The sequence below is a fragment of the Lutibacter litoralis genome (genome assembly GCF_014646675.1).
Classification (GTDB): domain Bacteria; phylum Bacteroidota; class Bacteroidia; order Flavobacteriales; family Flavobacteriaceae; genus Lutibacter; species Lutibacter litoralis.
In genome coordinates, this window is the sequence record NZ_BMNS01000007.1 from 57,970 (window position 1) to 78,318 (window position 20,349).

Annotated in this window: 16 protein-coding genes; 11 read left to right on the forward strand and 5 right to left on the reverse strand. The window is 30.9% G+C overall.

Going from position 1 to position 20,349, the window contains the following annotated elements; translation table 11 throughout:
* The first annotated feature begins 32 nt into the window (after positions 1 to 32).
* Together IEW75_RS11850 and IEW75_RS11855 are read left to right on the forward strand one after the other, a co-directional pair.
* Positions 33 to 1,112, forward strand: coding sequence for a HesA/MoeB/ThiF family protein (locus IEW75_RS11850; protein ID WP_134249016.1), 1,080 nt, complete (start codon positions 33 to 35; stop codon positions 1,110 to 1,112).
* Positions 1,113 to 2,882 (forward strand): MutS-related protein, encoded by a 1,770-nt coding sequence (locus IEW75_RS11855; RefSeq protein WP_134249015.1) that lies wholly within the window; start codon positions 1,113 to 1,115, stop codon positions 2,880 to 2,882.
* A gap of 3 nt (positions 2,883 to 2,885) precedes the next feature.
* Here the strand turns inward: IEW75_RS11855 and IEW75_RS11860 are convergent, their stop codons facing one another.
* The gene (locus IEW75_RS11860) at positions 2,886 to 3,311 is read right to left on the reverse strand and encodes a molybdenum cofactor biosynthesis protein MoaE (RefSeq protein ID WP_134249014.1); all 426 of its coding nucleotides are present in this window, start codon (positions 3,309 to 3,311) and stop codon (positions 2,886 to 2,888) included.
* Positions 3,312 to 3,381: 70 nt separating this feature from the next.
* Here IEW75_RS11860 and IEW75_RS11865 point away from each other — a divergent pair, with 70 nt between their 5' ends.
* A complete protein-coding gene (locus IEW75_RS11865) occupies positions 3,382 to 3,657 on the forward strand; it encodes a DUF3817 domain-containing protein (RefSeq protein ID WP_134249013.1) in 276 nt (91 codons plus the stop codon).
* Here IEW75_RS11865 and moaD read toward each other — a convergent pair.
* Positions 3,654 to 3,896 carry a molybdopterin converting factor subunit 1 gene (gene moaD, locus IEW75_RS11870; protein WP_134249012.1) on the reverse strand — a complete coding sequence of 81 codons (243 nt, stop codon included), beginning with the start codon at positions 3,894 to 3,896 and terminating at the stop codon, positions 3,654 to 3,656. The genes IEW75_RS11865 and moaD overlap by 4 nt on opposite strands.
* A gap of 158 nt (positions 3,897 to 4,054) precedes the next feature.
* Between moaD and nrfD the strand changes: the two genes are divergently transcribed.
* A complete protein-coding gene (gene nrfD, locus IEW75_RS11875) occupies positions 4,055 to 5,671 on the forward strand; it encodes an NrfD/PsrC family molybdoenzyme membrane anchor subunit (protein WP_134249011.1) in 1,617 nt (538 codons plus the stop codon).
* A gap of 21 nt (positions 5,672 to 5,692) precedes the next feature.
* Complete coding sequence (locus IEW75_RS11880) at positions 5,693 to 8,602, forward strand: molybdopterin-dependent oxidoreductase (RefSeq protein ID WP_134249010.1); 2,910 nt, start codon at positions 5,693 to 5,695, stop codon at positions 8,600 to 8,602.
* Between the two features lie 40 nt (positions 8,603 to 8,642).
* Here the strand turns inward: IEW75_RS11880 and IEW75_RS11885 are convergent, their stop codons facing one another.
* Both IEW75_RS11885 and IEW75_RS11890 read right to left on the reverse strand, forming a co-directional pair.
* Positions 8,643 to 9,425: an alpha/beta fold hydrolase gene (locus IEW75_RS11885; RefSeq protein WP_134249009.1), complete on the reverse strand. Its 783-nt coding sequence runs from the start codon at positions 9,423 to 9,425 to the stop codon at positions 8,643 to 8,645.
* A gap of 19 nt (positions 9,426 to 9,444) precedes the next feature.
* Positions 9,445 to 10,101, reverse strand: coding sequence for a hypothetical protein (locus IEW75_RS11890; RefSeq protein WP_134249008.1), 657 nt, complete (start codon positions 10,099 to 10,101; stop codon positions 9,445 to 9,447).
* Between the two features lie 102 nt (positions 10,102 to 10,203).
* Here IEW75_RS11890 and IEW75_RS11895 point away from each other — a divergent pair, with 102 nt between their 5' ends.
* A complete protein-coding gene (locus tag IEW75_RS11895; RefSeq protein WP_134249007.1) occupies positions 10,204 to 11,526 on the forward strand; it encodes an aspartate kinase in 1,323 nt (440 codons plus the stop codon).
* A gap of 103 nt (positions 11,527 to 11,629) precedes the next feature.
* Here IEW75_RS11895 and IEW75_RS11900 read toward each other — a convergent pair whose 3' ends face one another.
* Complete coding sequence (locus IEW75_RS11900) at positions 11,630 to 12,922, reverse strand: aminopeptidase P family protein (protein ID WP_134249006.1); 1,293 nt, start codon at positions 12,920 to 12,922, stop codon at positions 11,630 to 11,632.
* 146 nt (positions 12,923 to 13,068) lie between these two features.
* On the opposite strand from IEW75_RS11900, the gene IEW75_RS11905 reads away from it, so the two are divergent.
* From IEW75_RS11905 to IEW75_RS11925, 5 genes are all read left to right on the forward strand, one after another.
* Positions 13,069 to 13,923, forward strand: coding sequence for a ChaN family lipoprotein (locus tag IEW75_RS11905; RefSeq protein WP_134249005.1), 855 nt, complete (start codon positions 13,069 to 13,071; stop codon positions 13,921 to 13,923).
* Positions 13,924 to 14,101: 178 nt separating this feature from the next.
* Positions 14,102 to 15,334, forward strand: coding sequence for a PAS domain-containing sensor histidine kinase (locus IEW75_RS11910; protein WP_134249004.1), 1,233 nt, complete (start codon positions 14,102 to 14,104; stop codon positions 15,332 to 15,334).
* Positions 15,331 to 16,395 carry a response regulator gene (locus tag IEW75_RS11915; RefSeq protein WP_134249003.1) on the forward strand — a complete coding sequence of 355 codons (1,065 nt, stop codon included), beginning with the start codon at positions 15,331 to 15,333 and terminating at the stop codon, positions 16,393 to 16,395. Before IEW75_RS11910 ends, IEW75_RS11915 begins: the two co-directional genes overlap by 4 nt.
* A 109-nt stretch (positions 16,396 to 16,504) precedes the next feature.
* A complete protein-coding gene (locus IEW75_RS11920; RefSeq protein ID WP_158283807.1) occupies positions 16,505 to 17,350 on the forward strand; it encodes a universal stress protein in 846 nt (281 codons plus the stop codon).
* A gap of 154 nt (positions 17,351 to 17,504) precedes the next feature.
* The gene (locus tag IEW75_RS11925) at positions 17,505 to 20,273 is read left to right on the forward strand and encodes a VPS10 domain-containing protein (protein WP_134249001.1); all 2,769 of its coding nucleotides are present in this window, start codon (positions 17,505 to 17,507) and stop codon (positions 20,271 to 20,273) included.
* Positions 20,274 to 20,349 lie beyond the last annotated feature (76 nt).

Genomic DNA, 20,349 nt, shown 5'->3' on the forward strand with positions numbered 1-20,349 from the left:
AATATCTTTGGGCAATTGGTTTTTCAAAAATAATGAACATTACAAGCGAAGAATTTTTTAAACGTCAAACTACGTTATCAGAAATTGGTAACGAAGGACAGCAGCTGTTGCAAAAGGCAAAAGTTTTGGTGATAGGCTGTGGCGGGCTTGGAAGTCCAATTGCTATTTATTTGGCAACTAGCGGAGTTGGAACGTTACATTTGGTGGATTTTGATACAGTTTCTGTTTCTAATTTACATCGTCAAGTTTTTTTTAAAACAGAAGATGTTAAAAAATCAAAAGCTGAAATATTAGCTTCTGAAGTGAAGAAAAGAGCTCCGTTTACAAACGTTTCATTTACCGATAAAGCAGTAACTAAGAACACTGTTTTAGACTTAATTTCAAATTTTGATGTTATAGTTGATGGTACCGATAGCTTGTCTATAAAATATTTAATAAATGATGCTTGTGTGCTCTTGAAAAAACCGTTGATTTATGGTTCATTGTATAAATTTGATGGTTACGTAGCTACCTTTAATTATCAAAATGAAGATGGTAGTTTTAGCTGTAATTTAAGAGATGCTTTTCCAAAAATAGCAACGGATATTCCAAATTGTGAAGAAGCAGGAACTTTAAATCCTATTGTAGGAATTATTGCCTTGCTTCAAGTGAACGAAGTGTTAAAATTAATAACAAAAACTGGTATATTATTGGTAAATCAGTTGTTGATTTACAATGCGCTTGAGAATTCGCAGTTTAAAATGAAATTACGTAAAAATGATTCGATTCATATTGAGGAGATTTTCAAAAATTCAGATTATTTAGAAACATATTGCGAAACTCAAGATGCTTCATTATTAATTTCAGCTTCAGAATTTTTAAAAATTGAGACTAAAAATTCAACGGAAGTTGTTAGTGTTTTAAATCATACAGATGCGCTAATTCCTTTTAAAGTGCATCAAAAAATTCCATACAGAACATTTAATGCAGAAGATTTTAATCCAGATTACGATAAAAAATATGTGGTAATTTGTAAAAAGGGAATTACAAGTTACGACGTTACTTTAAAATTAAAAGAAAAATTTCCACAACTAACTATTTTTAGTTTAGTTAATGGAATTGACAACTACTAAATGCAAGATCCACAAGAATTTTATACCAGTCAAAAATCTATTTTTGAGCAAAAATCTACTCAATTAAAAAAGAAACTTTCAATTTCAAGCACTCTAAGATTTCTCACGTTTTCAGCAATTATTTTAGGAATTTACCTGTTTTTTGGAAATATTTCAGCTATGTTATTAGTTGTAGGTACTGGTATAATTGTGTTTATTTATTTAGTTTTAAAACACAGCGACTTACAGTATAATTTCAACCTAAATAAAACATTAATCTCTATTAATCAAACAGAATTAAGCGTTCTAAAAAGGGATTATTTAAACTTAGATGACGGAAGTGAGTTTTTAAATCCTAAACATTTTTATAGTTACGATATTGATTTATTTGGGAAAGGTTCTTTTTTTCAATATTGCAATAGAACAGTTACCGTTGAAGGTAAAGACAAATTGTTTTCGGAATTGACATCTAACTCAATTTCAGCCATTAAAGAAAAACAATCTGGAATAAAAGAATTAAGTGAAAAACCAATATGGAGACAGCATTTTTCGGCTATTGCAAGTTTGGTTAAAGTAGAACATCCTGCAAAAGAAATTATAAATTGGATTCATAATTATAAAGCTGTTTTTCCAACATATTTTAAATATTTACCAGCAGTATTTTCAGTTTTATCATTAACACTAATTGTAGTGTTAGTCTTGCAGTTAATTCCTGAAATAATACTATTACTTTGGCTTTTTATAGGCTTAGGAATTTCCGGATTTTATGTAAAAAAGGTAAACGAATTATCTCGAAATACAGACAATGCAAAAGATACTTTTAAGCAATATCATAAATTGTTAAATGAAATAGAACAGACCACTTTTACTTCAGAAATTTTAAAAAACAAGCAACTAGAAATTCAAACTGATGCAAAAAAAGCATCTGCTATTTTTAAAGAATATTCTAAATTATTAGATGCCTTAGATCAGAGAAATAATGTTATTATTGCGGTGCTCGGAAATGGTTTTTTTCTAAGAGATTTACACCAAGTTTATAAAATTGAAAATTGGATTGCAACTTATAAAACAAAAGTTGAACAATGGTTTAAAGTAATTGCCTTTTTCGATGCTCAAAATTCGTTGGCAAACTTTGCTTTTAACCATTCAAACTATGTTTTTCCAGAAATTAAAAACAATGATAATGTAATAAAAGCAACTAATTTAGGACATACTTTGTTAAAAGAAGGGCAAAGAATTGATAATGATTTTACTATTAAAAATCAGCAATTTTTTATAATAACGGGAGCAAACATGGCAGGAAAAAGCACTTTTTTAAGAACAGTTTCTTTATCCATTGTTATGGCCAATATTGGACTACCAGTTTGTGCAGAACATTTTGAATACAGCCCAATTAAATTAATAACAAGTATGCGAACATCGGATTCTTTAGTTGAAGATGAGTCGTATTTCTTTTCAGAATTAAAACGGTTAAAATTTATTGTTGATGAAATTGAAAACGATGATTATTTTATAATTTTAGATGAAATTTTAAAAGGCACAAATAGTACCGATAAAGCAATTGGCTCAAAGAAATTTGTTCAAAAATTAGTGGCTTCAAATTCAACAGGAATTATTGCAACGCACGATTTAAGTTTGTGTGAAATTGAAAAAGAATTAACCGAAGTTAAAAACTACTACTTTGATGCCGAGATTATAAGCGACGAATTAAATTTTGATTACCAATTAAAAGATGGAATTTGCAAAAATATGAATGCTTCTTTTTTATTGAAAAAAATGAAAATTGTTTAGTTTTTATGGATGCGAATTTACCCAAACTTCACCATCTTCAAAATGCTCTTTTTTCCAGATTGGTACAGTTTCTTTTAAAGTATCAATAGCAAATTCGCAAGCTTCAAAAGCGGCTTTTCTATGTGCAGAAGAAACAGCAATAATTACTGGAATTTCACCAATTTTAAGTTCTCCAACTGCATGGTGTATTGCAATTTTATGAATGTCGAATTTCTTTAAAGCGCGGTCTGCAATTTTTTGCATTTCTTTAATCGCCATTGGCTCGTAACCACTAAAATCGAGTAAAGTAACTTCTTTGTTTTGTGTGGAATTTCTAACAGTACCAACAAACAACGCAATACCGCCACAGGAAGCATCTTGTACAAAACTGTAGCAATCTTGCAGGTTTAATTTTTCTGATGTTATTAGAATTGAAGTTCTTTTGACCATTTTAACTATTTATTTGCAAATTTAATAAATCTAAAGTGTATTTTCGCAGCTGCTACTAATTATTGAATTTATGATAAAAACATTTAGAATTGTAAGTATTTTAGAAGGAGTTTCTTATTTATTATTACTTTTTATTGCAACACCAATTAAATATATTGTAGGAAACGATATATTTGTTAAAATACTTGGAATGCCACACGGACTCTTATTTATAGCCTATGTTGTGCTGGCAGTAACGATGAAATATGAACTAAATTGGAATTCTAAAACTTTTATTACTGTTTTGGCTGCATCAATAATTCCTTTTGGAACATTTTATATCGATAAAAAATATTTAAGAGCTTAACCGCCACTAACAGGTGGAATAATTGCAACTATATCATTTTTAGTAATTATAGTTGTGTCTTTAACGTATTCCTCGTTTATTGCTATTGCAAAATCATTTATATTTTTTAATGCTGAATATTTAGCGATTAATAATTTCTTTAAATTGCCTACGGTAGCGCCTTCTTTTAAGGTATATTTCATTTTATTAACGCCAACAATATCTGTTGTTATTCCAAAAAATAAGAGTTGAATTTCCATTAGTTTTATTCAATTTAATACAAAAGTAATTCATTTTTGAATAATAACTATTTAGAATCATTTTAAATAAATTTTAAAGCTAGATTGTGTGATATTAGTTACAAAACTAATATATCTATTACCTAACTTTGATTGAAGTTCAAAATATTTTCTAAAAAATGAAGTATGGTTTTATAATTGACAATCGAAAATGTATTGGTTGTCACGCTTGTACAACAGCTTGCAAATCGGAACACGATGTGGCGGTTGGCGTTAACAGAACTTATGTTAAGCAAGTTGAAAAAGGAGAATTTCCAGATACCCGAAGAATTTTTTCTGTAATGCGTTGTAATCATTGTACAGATGCTCCTTGTGTGGAAATTTGTCCGGTTGAAGCACTTTACACTCGGGAAGATGGTATTGTAGATTTTGATAACAATCGTTGTATTGGATGTAAGTCTTGTATGCAAGCCTGCCCTTACGACGCTTTGTATATTGATCCAGACAACAACACAGCGGCTAAGTGTAATTATTGTGCGCATAGAGTTGATGTTGGTCGTGAGCCAGCGTGTGTTACGGTATGTCCAGAACACGCAATTATTGCCGGAGATATGCACAATCCAACAACAGAAATTTCGCAATTATTGGCACGTCAAGCTGTAAAAGTGCGGAAACCAGAAAAAGGGACTAATCCAAATTTATTTTATATAGATGGAGATGATGCTTCATTAGTACCTGAAGCAACAGCTAAATCGGGTCCAGGTTTATGGAATTCTCAAGCGCGTGGCGTTGGTCATTTTGCAAAGGCTGCTGAAAAAATGATGTATACCAATGATGATGTGGATTTATTACAAATGAGTATCGACAACGATATTCAAGCTGCGTATCAAAGAAAGGAAACAGAAAACCCTAATTATATTGATGTTTTAACAGGAAAAGCTCGCCGAGTCTACGACACCCCAGATAAAGGAATACTTTGGGGTTGGGAAGTTTCAGCGTATGTATTTACAAAAGCAATTGCAGCTGGAGCTTTCTTAATTCCATTTTTAGCTATTATGTTAGGTTATGAAGTTTCGCCGACTGCAAAATTATGGTCTGCAGGAATTTCGTTGGTGTTTTTAGCATTAACCGGATTATTTTTAGTGATGGATTTAGACAGACCAGATCGATTTTTAAATGTGCTTTTAAGACCGCAATGGAACTCTTGGCTGGTAAAAGGTGGTTATACAATCACAGTTTTCGGTTTGCTAGTAACCATTTGGGGAGCACTAACATTTTTTGAAATACAAACTGGTGAAACCATTTTATTATGGGTAACAGCTGTTTTTGCTATTTTATTAGCAGTGTATACAGCTTTCTTATTTGCTCAAGCAAAAGGTCGTGATTTTTGGCAAAGCCCAACATTACCATTACATATGTTAGTGCATAGTGTTATGGCTGGAACCGCGATTTTTGTAATTACTTCTTTAATTTTAGGAAATGAAAATTGGATGGGTATTCTTAAAAATACGATGATAATTGCATTGGCAGTTAATTTATTCACTTTAATAACTGAATTAACAATAACGCATCCAACAACATCAGCAAAAGCGGTGGTTAAAATGATAACTAAAGGACGTTATAGTAGGTTGTTCTGGTTAGGTACGGTTATAATTGGAAATATTATTCCTTTAGCATTATTGTTTTTAGGAACAGGGGAATTAGTTGCTGTAATATCAGGAATATGTGTTTTAATTGGAATTGTTATAACGGAGAAAATTTGGGTGGAAGCACCACAAAGAATTCCATTAGCTTAATTTAAAAAAAAACAGAAAATCATGGGATATAAAAAACCATCATTTATAGAAGGAATAGCTGAAAAATTAGGAATAATTCCAAACCTGCATAAAGAAGGCTATCAAGAATTTGACCAAGATATGCGTCACTTTACAGATGAAGAAGTAGCTCAGATGTATGAGAACTTTCCTCCACCAGAAAAATGGGATAATTGGGTAGAATACAATCCGAAAGTTTGGCCTAAAAAAGAGAAAAAAACCTATCAAATTGTACCAACAACCTGTTTTAATTGTGAAAGTGCTTGTGGTTTAACTGCTTTTATTGATAAGGAAACCCAAGAAGTTAAAAAGTTTGAAGGAAATCCGTACCATCCTGGAAGTAGAGGTAGAAACTGCGCTAAAGGCCCAGCAACTATTAATCAAATTACCGATCCAGATCGTATTTTATTTCCTTTAAAAAGAAAAGGAAAGCGTGGAGATGGAGAATGGGAACGCGTTACTTGGGATAATGCATTAGATACTATTGCTGCAAGAATTAGAAAAGCATTAAAAGAAAACCGTCAAAATGAAATTGCGTACCATGTAGGAAGACCAGGACATGAGAAATTTATGAATTGGATTTTACAAGGTTGGGGAATTGATGGTCATAATTCACACACCAATATATGTTCTTCTGGAGCGCGTTTTGGGTATAATTTATGGTATGGTTACGACAGACCTTCACCAGACCATGCAGAAGCGAAATTTATTTTATTGGTATCTGCACATTTAGAATCTGGACACTATTTCAATCCACATGCACAACGTATTATAGAAGGTAAAATGAAAGGGGCAAAATTGGCAACAATGGATCCTCGTTTGTCTAATACCGCATCTATGTCAGACTACTGGTTGCCTTCCTACCCAGGAACTGAGGCAGCAGTTTTATTGGCTATGGCTTTGTATATTTTACAAAACAACTTATACAATAGACCATATTTAGAAAATTGGACTAACTGGCAAGAATATTTAAAAGCAAGACATTCTGATAAGGAAGTTACTTTTGAAAATTACATTGCTGCAATGATTGATGAGTACAAAGAATTTACACCTGAATATGCCGAGAAAGAATCTGGTGTAAAAGCTGAAATGATTGTTGAAATTGCTCAAAAAATTGGTGAGGCAGGTGAACGCTTTGCATCTCATAATTGGCGCGCTGCAGGAGCTTCAAACCTTGGTGGTTGGGCAGTTGCTCGTTGTTTACATTTTTTAACGGCGCTTACTGGTGCTGTTGGTGCAAAAGGAGGAACTTCACCTAATTCTTGGAATAAGTTTAAGCCTACACAACCAAATCCACCAAAACCACAAAAATTTTGGAATGAATTGCATTTTCCAAAAGAATATCCATTGGCATTTTTTGAAATGAGTCAGTTATTGCCACATTTCTTAAAAGAAGGAAGAGGTAAAATGGATGTCTATTTTACACGAGTATTCAATCCTGTTTGGACCTATCCTGACGGATTTACTTGGATGGAAATGCTTGCCGATGAAACCAAATTTGGATTGCACACTGCATTAACCCCTACTTGGAACGAAACCGCTTTTTACGCCGATTTTGTATTGCCAATGGGATTAGCATCTGAACGACACGATTTAAATAGTTATGCTACACATGGGGGAACTTGGATTGCTTTTCGTCAGCCAGTTTTAAGAGAAGCTGCAAGAAGAAATGGTAAACCCGTTGAATTTACATACCAATCAAATCCTGGTGAAGTTTGGGAAGAAGATGAGTTTTGGATTGAATTAAGCTGGAGAATTGATCCTGATGGAAGCATGGGAATTCGAAAACATTTTGAATCCCCTTATCGACCAGGAGAAAAAATTACAATTGACGAATATTATCAATATATTTTTGAAAGAGTTAAAGGGTTAAATGAAAAAGCCAAAGCAGATGGATTTATTGGGCAATTTGCAGCCTTAGAATACATGAAAAAATATGGCGCTTTTGAAATTGAAAAAGGAGAGTCTTATAAAGTAAATGAAAATGAACTTTCAGCTGAACAATTAAAAGGTTCAATTACAGATCCAGAAACAGATGTAATTTCTAAAGATGGAAAAGCTATTGGAGTTATGGTGAATGGAAAAGCTGTTGTTGGTTTTCCAACACCATCGCGTAAAAATGAATTTTATTCTCAAACCATGGTAGATTGGAAGTGGCCAGAATACGCTACTCCAAAATATATAAAAAGCCATATTCATAATGATAATTTAGATAAATCTAAAGGAGAATATGTATTGGTGCCAACATTTAGGTTACCAACGTTAATTCATACACGATCTGGAAATGCAAAATGGTTGGTTGAAATTTCTAATAGAAATCCAATTTGGATGCATCCAGATGATGCTGCTAAATGGAATTTTAAAACAGGAGATTTGGTGAAAATGAATACAGATATAGGTTATTTTATAGATAAAGTTTGGGTAACACAAAGTATGAAGCCAGGTGTTGTTGCTTGTTCACATCATATTGGACGTTGGCGCAGACCGCAAGATAAAATCGGTAATCGTTGGGCAACAAATACTGTAAATATTGAAGGTGATGGCAAAGGTGGCTGGAAAATGAATACAATTTCAGGAGTTAAACCTTTTGAATCAGATGATAAAGATTCAAAAAGAATTTTCTGGAAAGACGGAGGGGTGCATCAAAATATAACACACGCTGTGCATCCAGATCCTATAAGTGGGATGCATTGTTGGCACCAGCGTGTTCGTATTGAAAAACCAAAACAAGGTGAGAATTATGGTGATATCTTTGTAGACACTAATAAATCTCATGAAATATATAAAAAATGGATTGCGATGACCCGACCAGCACCTGGGCCAAACGGAGAACGCAGACCTTTATGGTTTAATAGAGCATTTACACCAGATAAATCTCCCGGAGGATGTTATTATATTCCAAAAGAAGAATAAAATAGCATATTAATATATCTAATTATATTTTTTTGCTGAATTAGTTACAATGTTTTGCGAAAGAAATTAAAGAAGTAGTTAACGCATCTTTATTTTCTATGTGACTCATATGTCCGTCTGGAAATTCAACAACTTCTACTTTTGTGTTTTTAGTTTGAGCAATTAAAGAATTGTAATCTAAAGCAGGATCTTGTTTTCCAATTATCATTAAAATAGGGAAATCTGCATTTTTATAAATTGAAGCTTTATTTTTTCTAATCTTCATACCTTCTAATGCTGCAATAATACCTTGTGGAGACATTTTTAAAGCTTCGTTTGTTATTTCCTTAATTTCTGTAGTAAAAACAGTTCTATTTTCTTCTGAAAAAAGCATTGGTATTGCTATTCTTATAAATGTTTTATGGTTTTGTTTTACAGCTGTAATAGCCCTATCTCTATTAATTTTCTTTTCTTCAGAATCTGGTAACGCAGTTGAGTTCATCAAACACAAGCCTTTAATATTTTTTGAAACTAATTTTACAAATTCTAACGCAATATAACCTCCCATACTGTGACCAACTACTATATATTTTCTTAAGCGAAGGTGTTTTAAAACTGCTACAACCATTTCTGCTTGTTCTTTCATAGTATGAATGTAACCGTGATTTTCGGTTTTCCCATGCCCTAATAAATCAATACAAATAACATGGTGTTTTTTTGAAAGTTCTTCAGAAATTATATTCCACATAGAACTATTTTCTAAAAAACCATGTAGTAAAACTATAGCTCTACCTATTCCTTTTGAGGTATAGTAAACCGATGTGTTTTTATAAGAGAATGTCATTATGCATAGTGCTTAAAATCTAATTTTTTAATCCCTTTATGGCTGAAAAAGCTTTGTCAACAACATCATCTTCAACTAAAATTGTAAACTCGTTGGTTGTTGAAACCACTTCGTATAAAGCAATTCCTTCCCAAGCCAAACGTTTAAAAAACTGGTAATACAATCCCGCAATTTTGGTATTTTCTTTTGGTAAACCTATTGTAATTGCAGATAAATGATCTTTTGCCTCAGTACACGTTTCATCCTTATAGAATGCTTCAATTTTATCTTTTAAGGCTGTGGTAATTAGTACGTTACTTTCGTGTACGCCACGTGTAAAAGTATAAAATATATGCGGATCGTCTTTAATTATTTCCAATGTTTTTAAATGACAGTTAATTAAAGAATTAGAGTTTTTAAAAGTATAGTCCGATAAATCTGAACGTACCGTAATATCTCCCAAATTTTGAAGTACTTTATTTAACTTGATCTTATTTGCCATTTCTTTTGGCGGACTGTATCTGCGCAATGCCATCATAATAGCACCAGATTTTACTGGTTTTCGTAACATTTTAGAAATAGGTTCTCTCAGTTCTTCGGCTAACGCACTGAAATTTAAAATATTTCTGGTTAAAGCATCTTCTAAAAAAGGTTGCGAAACTAAAATTTCTTCTACGCAGGTTGCAATGGTTCTCATATTGTTAAATAGTTAACAGTTTGTGCAAAATTAGTGTATTGTTTTTAAATATACACAATAAGTTGAAAATGATTTTACATTTGTGCTATTAAATTAGAAAAAATGAAAGTTTTAAAATTTGGAGGAACCTCTGTTGGTTCTATTGAAAATATAAAAAGTGTAAAAGAGATAATTAATGACGGTGATAAAAAAATTGTTGTTTTATCTGCAATGTCAGGAACTACTAATGATTTGGTAAAAATTTCTGAACACATAAAAAATGGAGCAATAGAAACTGCTGTGCAGGATATTGAAAATTTAGCAGGAAAATATGAAATTGTTATAGATGAATTGTTTGAAGTTTCCGAATTAAAGCAAACGGTTAGTAATTATATTGATCAGGTTTTTGAATATTTGATAGGTTTAACTTCAGAAAAACATACCGAATTTTTATACAATAAAATTGTATCACAAGGTGAGTTAATGTCAACCTTTATGTTTACTAAATATTTAATTCAAGACGGCATAAATGCGCGGTTATTACCAGCATTGGATTTTATGCGAATCGACAAATCTAATGAGCCTGATGATTTTTATATAAAACAAAATTTAAATCGTATTATTGATGAGAGTTTACCTGCAGATATTTATATAACTCAAGGATTTATTTGTTTAGATGCTTACGGAAACATAGCAAATTTACAACGTGGAGGGAGTGATTATACTGCAACAATTATTGGAGCAGTGATAGAAGCAGCTGAGGTTCAAATATGGACCGATATAGATGGAATGCATAATAACGACCCAAGAATTGTAGATAATACGCACGCCATTTCTAACTTATCTTTTGATGAAGCTGCGGAGCTAGCATATTTTGGAGCAAAAATATTGCATCCACAAACAGTTATGCCTGCGCGCGAAGCAAATATTCCAGTACGTTTAAAAAGCACTATTGAACCAACATCTCACGGGACATTAATTTCACAGGATACAGATGGTGGAGGAATAAAAGCAATTGCGGCAAAAGATAATATTACGGCTATTAAAATTAAATCGGCACGAATGCTTTTGGCGCACGGTTTCTTAAAAAAAGTGTTTGAAATATTTGAAAAATATGAAACATCAATTGATATGATTACTACTTCAGAAATTGCAGTTTCGTTAACTATTGATAATGACACAAATTTAAATGCCATTGTAGAAGAATTGAAAAAATTCTCCATAGTAGAAGTGGATAAAAATCAGAGTATTATTTGTTTGGTTGGAAATGAGGTTGTTAAACATCACGAAACGCATAGATTGTTTCAAGTATTGCAAGATATATCTGTAAGAATGATTTCTTATGGTGGAAGTAATAATAATATTTCACTTTTGGTAAATACAAACGATAAAAATTTGGCATTAAAACACCTAAATAAGTATGTTTTTGATTTCGCTACAGCATAAGTTTCTATGAATGGATGATTTATTGGTTAACAAAAAAACTCGAATCTAAAGATTCGAGTTTTTTACTTTTTATAACATTTTAGTTAAATTAAGGTGACATTAGTTAACCATTCATTAAATCTTCAATTTCTTCAACTGTAATAGGAATATCTCTCATTAAGTTAAAAGGATCGCCATTTTCTTGAATTACTACATCATCTTCAAGTCTAATTCCCATATTTTCGTCTGGAATATAAATTCCTGGTTCAACGGTAAATACCATATTAGCTTTCATAGGTGTTTTTAACGCACCATAATCGTGTGTGTCTAGACCTAAATGATGCGAAGTTCCGTGCATAAAATATTTTTTATACGCAGGCCAATTTGGATCTTCGTTTTGTACATCGGCTTTATCAAGTAGTTTTAAAGTTAACAATTCATTCGTCATTAATTTTCCAACTTCTTTATGGTATTCAGCCCAATCCGTTCCCGGAACCAACATTTTAGTTGCTTCTTCTTTAACGCGGAAAACAGCATTGTAAACTTGTTTTTGTCTTTCAGTAAAACGTCCGTTTACAGGAATTGTACGTGTCATATCACTAGAGTAATTAGCATATTCTGCACCAACATCCATTAATAGCATATCTCCATCTTTACATTCTTTACGGTTTTCAATATAATGTAAAACACAGGCGCTATAACCTGAACCAATTATTGGAGTGTATGAAAAACCATTTGAACGGTTTCTTAAAAATTCGTGCATATATTCAGCTTCAATTTCATACTCCATAATTCCGGGCTTTACAAACGGTAATACTCTTCTAAAACCTTTATTTGTAATATTACAAGCCGTTTGTATAAGTTCAATTTCTTCAGGTTCTTTTACACCTCTTATATTCAGCATTATTTGAGCGCTTTTTTCCCATTTATGGGCAGGGAAATCTGCTTTACATTTTTTTATAAATCGGTCTTCTCTAGATTCTATAACAACAGATTGTCTGTAATGTTCGTTTGTATTAAAGTACACAGTTTCTGCTTCAGTCATTAAATCATAAAATACTTTATCGAATTCAGACAACCAATAAATAGTCTCAATTCCAGAAACTTGAGTGGCTTCCTCTTTAGAATATTTTGCACCATACCAGATTTCTATTAACTTACTTGTTTCAGTTAAAAATAAAATTTCTCTGTGTTTTGGATTTATGGCATCTGGGAAAAGTACTAAAATACTTTCTTCTTGATCTGCACCACTTAAATACAATAAATCACTACTTTGTTTAAACGGAAGTGTACTGTCTGCACCAGTTGTAAAGGTATCATTGGAATTAAAAACCGCAATAGATTTTGGTTTCATTTGAGCGGTAAATTTAGCTCTATTTTTTGTAAAAAGTTGATTGTTAATTGGAAGGTATTTCATCTTTAATAGGTTTTAATATGTTATTTAAATCTTAATAAACTAACTGATTAAAAGTCTAGTTTTTCATTATTAAGAAATAATTGTAATAATTAGTAACAAAGTTATAAATTTGTTCAAAACCAACTGTTAAAAAACCAATAATATTTATGCGAAAACTAATAGTATATTTTCTAGTAATTACATTTTCGGTGGTATCATATGCGCAAAACAAACCAGCATATAAATTATACAATGCAAAAGGGAACAAAGTATCGTATAAAAAGATGATAAAAAAAATGAGTAAAGCCGATGTGGTTTTATTTGGAGAACACCATAACAATCCTATAGTACATTGGTTGCAATTAGAAGCTACTAAAGATCTACAGACACAAAGAAAATTAATTCTAGGAGCAGAAATGTTTGAAGCAGATAATCAAAATGAATTAAACGACTATTTAGCTGAAACAATAGATGCAAAGGCATTAGATACGTTGGCTAGACTTTGGAATAATTTTAAAACCGATTATAAACCTTTGGTAGATTTTGCGAAAGATAAAGCCATAAAATTTGTTGCAACCAATATCCCAAGAAGATATGCAAGTCAAGTTTTTAGGGGTGGTTTTGAAGTGTTGGAAAACCTTTCTGTAGAAGAAAAAAGTTGGATTGCTCCGTTGCCAATTGCCTATGATAAAACATTGCCAGGTTATGTTAAAATGAAAGAAATGATGGGTGGTCACGGGGGTGATAATTTGCCAAAAGCACAAGCTGTAAAGGATGCTACAATGGGTTATTTTATATTAGAAAATTACGAGCCAAATTCACTGTTTGTGCATTATAATGGTTCGTATCATTCAGACGACTACGAGGGAATTAATTGGTATTTAAAAAAAGGAAATAGTTCTTTAAAAATTAGCACAGTAAGTGTAATTGAACAAGAAAATATTAAAAAATTTAATAAAGAAAATAAATTAAAAGCCGATTTTATTATTGTTGTACCTCCATCAATGACTAAAACGTATTAATTAAAAAATTAACAATTTATTTTTTAATCATTTTCAATATTTGGTACTGATTCTTTAAAATTAATTAGCTCATTCTCAGTTCAGTCCAACGAAGTTTTATTTTTGGCTTAAAATTAATATTGAAGTTCATAAATTTTTAGTATTTTCGATTTTACTAAAAAACTAAAAAAATATACCATTGCCTAATTTATTTCATGAAAATGAATATGTATTTAATGTGCTTTTTGAAGCCGTTTCGGAGAGTGTAATTGTTGTTGACCAAAATCAAACAATTGTTGCAAACAATACTGCTGCCGAAAATATGTTTGGTTTTGCTAAAGACGAACTTCAAAACAAGCATTTACATATTTTAATTCCAAAAAATTACCATTCGGGTCATGGAGCTCACTTTAATTCTTTTTATAAAAAATCTGCCACTAGACGAATGGGAGCTAATAGAGATTTGTTTGGTGCTCATAAAGATGGACATAAATTTCCAGTGGAAGTAGGGTTAAATCCGTTTGAAATTAGTGGAGAAAAATTTGTAATGGCAATTGTTTTAGATATTACAGCTCGTAAAAATTCGGAAGCAAAAATACGAGAATTAAATACTTTATTAGAAAGTAAAATTACAAAAAGAACTTTAGAACTTAACAATACGGTTGACAATTTAAAAAGCGAAATTAAAAAACGTGTTAAAGCTGAATCTAAATTAATAAAGGCCTTAAAAAAAGAAAAAGAACTAAATGAGTTAAAAACTAAATTCCTTTCATTGGTTTCTCACGAATTTAAAACACCATTAAGTGGTATGCTAAATGCAGCAGTTTTAGTTGGAAAATATAAGAAAACTGAAATGCAAGATAAAAGAGAAAAACATTTACTTACTATTAAAAATAAGGTACATTATTTAGATGGAATTTTAAATGATTTTTTATCTGTAGAAAGATTGGAGTCAGGAAAAGTTAACTATAAATTTAGCAATTTTAAACTTAATAAAGTTGTAAATGAAGTTATTTATAACGCCAATTTAATGCTAAAAAGTGGACAATATATTATTTACCCAAAAGATATTGATAATATAGATGTATATCAAGATGAAAAAATATTAGAATTAATTTTATCTAATGTTTTAAATAATGCAATTAAATATTCTCCAGAAAATAGTAAGATAGATTTTAAAATAAGCATTAAAAAAGCAATTATTATTTTTGAAATAGCGGATCAAGGAATTGGAATCCCATTAAAAGATCAAAAACACATATTTAACCGATATTTTAGAGCCGAAAATGCGCTTACAAACCAAGGTACCGGAATTGGATTAAATATAGTGAAAACCCATTTAGAAAGTTTGGGAGGAACTACTAGGTTTACAAGTATTGCCGAAAAAGGCACCACTTTTTTTGTTGAATTACCATTAATTAATAAAAAATGAAAACACTATTACTAATTGAAGACGATTCAGTTTTAAGAGAAACTACTGCCGAAATTTTAGAGTTAGAAGATTATAAAGTTGTGGTTGCAGCAAATGGAAAAAGAGGGGTTGAGCAAGCTAGAATTATGCTTCCAGATTTAATTATTTGTGATATAATGATGCCAGAATTAGATGGCTACGATGTTTTTAAATTACTTTCTGAAGACGAAACAACAAAAAAAATTCCTTTTATTTTTATGTCTGCTAAAACAGAAATAAAAGATATTAGAAAAGGAATGGATTTAGGCGCTGATGATTATTTAACCAAACCAGTAGAAGAAGAACTATTGTTAAGTGCTATTGAAAGTAGATTGGCAAAATCAGCCCTTTTAAATGAATCTTTGGTAGTTGAAGAAAAAGAAAATACTGAATCTGATGATGACGCGTTTGAAGATATTTCAAACATAGATGATCTTAAAAATTATTTTTGCGATTTTGGCACATCCAAAGTTTTTAAAAAAGGTGAAGTAATTTATAAAGAATCGGAAAAAACTAATAATGTTTATTTAGTTTATAAAGGGAAAATTAAAGGTGTTAAAATTGATGAGTTTGGCAAAGAACTAATTATTACCATTAATAAAGATGATGACTTTTTTGGTTTTTCAGCAATTTTTGAAAACTCCTATAATTATGAGTCTGCAATTGCAATGGAAAAGGTAGAAATTATGTGCGTTCCTAAAAAAACTGTACAAAACATTTTAAAAAGTAATTACAATTTATCTTTAGAAGTGTTTCAATTAATTAATGAAAATTTAACTGAAGTTAAAGATCAATTATTACAAATGGCATATGGCTCTATGCGAAGAAAAACCGCAAAAACAATTTTGAAATTTGCCCAAAAGATGAAACATAGACCATCTGATAATATAAATATTTCGCGTCGAGACCTTGCAAGTGTTGCAGGTATTGCAACCGAAAGTTTAATAAGAACTTTAACAGATTTAAAAAAAGAAGGAGTTATTGAAATTGAAGGAAGAAATATTAGAATTATTAACCTAGAACAGTTAGCGGCTATTTATTAAATATTATAATAGTTAAACAAAAAATCACGAGCGTTACTCCAAATTTTACTGATTAATGTCATTTATTATAAGTACGGCTTTTTTTAAGTTTGTATTAATAATAAATGGAATGAAGAACATATTAATTTTAACTGATTTTTCTAAGAAATCTTGGAATTCAATTATCTATGCGTTAGGTTTATTTCAGAACGAGCAATGTAATTTTCATTTGCTTAATGCTGAAAATAGGAACGATAATGAGAAAGATGATAATTTTTATAATCAAGTTGATTTAATACAAGTTAAGTCCAAAAGAGATTCAAAAAGAAAAATAGAGGCCTTAATCACTAAAATTAATACTTTAAAAATAAAAGAAAACCACACGTTTATTCCAATCTTAGAAGAAAACAATATTGTTGAAGCAACTAGAAATCAAGTAAAAACTAAAAAGATTGATTTAATAGTAATAGGTGCAAACGATATACCGTCTAAAGGACAAATAACCAGAAATTCAATTTCCGAAGAAATTATTACAAAAGTAAAATGTTCTGTTTTAGTGGTGCCAGAAATTGCTGTATTTACTGGGGTAAAAGAAATTGTATTTCCAACAGATTATACTAATTATTATGAGGCTAAACTATTGCATTATTTAACTACTAAATCTGGTTATAACAATGCCGCAGTTCGTTTTTTATACCTTAATAAATTGAGCAAAACTCTCAATAAAGAGCAACTTTGGAATAAAGAAACATTACAAGATTATTTTGCAGATAAACAACACAGTTTTCACTCTGAAATAAATAAAAACTTTGAAGAATCTTTAGAGCAATTTATAAATGAAAAAAATATAGATTTAATTGTGTTAGCAGCAAAAAATTTGAACTTATTAGAACAAATTTTATTTAGACCACAAAAGGCAACACTTAATTATTATTCCAAAACACCGTTTTTAGCACTTCATCAATCTAATTTTTAACTTCAATAAAATTGGTCATTCTTAAATTGGTCCCTGAGCGAAGTCGAAGTGTAGATTGATGTAAACTTTACTTTCTAAACATCTCGCTATTAATTTTATATTATTAAATTTGGACTAATACAATAAATAGCAATTTTTAATATAAACTTCTATAATGAAAAAACTAATTTTTCTTTTTAGCTTTTTATTTCTAATCTTTGAAATAAATGCTCAAATTTCTTTAGTAAAAAATGTGCCTTTTAGTAATATTGGGCCAGCAATAATGAGTGGTCGTGTGGTTGATTTAGCAGTAAACACTCAAAATCCAACAGAGTTTTATGTTGCTTATGCTTCAGGAGGTCTTTGGTACACCAATAATAATGGTACATCTTTTAAAGCAGTTTCTGAAAACGCACCTACTCAAAATATGGGAGCAATTGCCATAGATTGGGAAAATGGAACAATATGGGCTGGTACAGGAGAAAGTAATTCTTCGCGTTCATCCTATTCTGGAATTGGAGTTCTTAAAAGTGTAGATAATGGTAAAACTTGGATTAATGTTGGACTTCCAAATTCACAACATATCGGTCGTATAATAATAAATAAAAATAATCCAGATGAAGTGGTAGTAGCTGTAATTGGAAGCTTATACACTTCAAACAAACAACGGGGTGTTTATAAAACTACAGACGGCGGTAAAACTTGGAAAAACACCCTATTTATTAATGAAAATACCGGAGTTATTGATCTCAGTGTTTCACCAACAAATCCTAACATTTTATTTGCTGCCTCCTGGGAACGTAACAGAAAAGCATGGAACTTTGATGGAGATGGAGAAGGTTCTGCAATTTATAAAAGCACAAACGCAGGAGAAACTTGGATCAAAATTACAAATGAAAAAAGTGGCTTTCCAACAGGAGCTGGTGTTGGAAGAATTGGTTTAGCAGCGTTTAATAACAATGTTATTTATGCGCTTTTGGACAATCAATATATGAGACCTGAAAAAGAAAAAAAGGAAGAAAAGGGTTTGCAAAAAGACGATTTTAAAAAAATGTCTGTAGAGAAAGTTTTAAATTTAGATGATGATATATTAAATACCTATTTAAAAACCAACAATTTTGATAAAAGATATACTGCTAAAAGTGTAAAAGCCGCGATTAAAAAAGGCACAGTTACTCCAAATGATTTGGCAACCTATTTAGAAGATGCTAATTATGTTTTGTTGAATTCTGAAGTAATTGGAGCGGAGGTTTATAAGTCTGTTGATGGTGGAAAAACATGGGAAAAAACTCATAAAGATTATCTAGATGGAGTTTACAGTTCTTATGGTTATTATTTTGGAACAATTGCGGTGAATAAAACAAATCAAAATAAAATTTATATTGGTGGCGTTCCTTTATTAAAATCAGATGATGGTGGTAAAAACTGGACTTCCATTGGAAAAGAAAATGTACACTCTGATCATCAGGCACTTTGGGTAAATTCAACTTTAGAAGGTCATTTAATTAACGGAAACGATGGAGGTGTAAATATATCGTATGATAATGGTGAAAACTGGATTAAAAACAATTCACCCGCCGTTGGGCAGTTTTATTATATAAATGTTGACAATCAAAAACCTTATAATGTTTTTGGAGGTTTACAAGACAACGGAGTTTGGTATGGGCCAAGCAATTACAAGGCTTCAAAGCGTTGGGAAGGTAGTGGAAACTATCCATACAAAAGTATTGGTGGTGGAGATGGAATGCAAGTTCAAATTGATAGCAGAGATAATAATGTAGTATATGCTGGTTCTCAATTTGGGTATTATTACCGCATAAATTTAAAAACAGATGCTTATTTAAGTATTCATCCAACACATCAATTGGGAGAAACTCCTTATCGTTACAACTGGCAAGCACCAATCTTATTATCACCGCATAATCAAGATATATTATATATGGGGGCTAATAAATTATTACGTTCTATGGATAAAGGTGAAAATTTTGATGTTATTTCTAATGATTTAACAACTGGCGGACAAAAGGGAAATGTACCGTATGGAACACTAACAACCATTTCTGAGAGTCCTTTTCAATTTGGTTTTATTTATGTTGGAAGCGATGATGGCTATATTAATATTACGGAAAACGGAGGAGCAACATGGACAAGAATTTCCGATACTTTACCACAAGGTTTATGGGTTTCTAGGGTTATTTCATCTCAACATGAAAAAGATAGGGTGTATATAACGTTAAACGGTTATAGAAATGATGATTTTAAACCTTATGTTTTTATGAGTGAAAACAAAGGTGTTACTTGGAAAAACATTGGTAGTAAATTACCAAACTACCCGGTAAATGTTATAAAAGAAGACCCCTCAGATGAAAACACACTATATTTAGGTACAGATAATGAAGCTTATGTAAGTTTTGATAAAGGTTTAACATGGCAATTATTTTCAAACGGATTACCAAAAGTTGCTGTGCACGATTTGGTAATACAAAATGATGCAAAAGATTTGCTTATCGGTACCCACGGTCGTTCAATTTATAAAGCAAATATTGCTGCCCTGCAAGAGTATAATGATGTTAAGTCAGCGTCAGTTGCTATTTTTAAGGTTCCTTCAATTAGGTTTTCAACAAGATGGGGAAGTAGCTGGAGTAAATGGTCACAACCTTTTGAACCAATTATTACAATTCCTTTTTATACTTCAAATTCTGGAGAATATACTTTAGAAATTTTAGCAGAAGATGACACAAAATTGAACTCTTTTGTAATTAATACAGATAAAGGGTTTAATTATTTTGACTATAATTTATCAGTAAAAGGAAAGAAAAATATTGTTAAGCTATCTATGAAAGATAATTCAAATAAGAAAGCTAAAAATGGGGTCTTTTACCTATCAAAGGGAAAATACTTTATAAAAATAGGAGATATTAAAAAACCTTTTGAAGTAAAATAAATTATATATGTAAAAATGTATTTTAATTGAAGTTGTTTTATCGCTGTCATTCCTACAAAGGCAGGAATCTACCCGT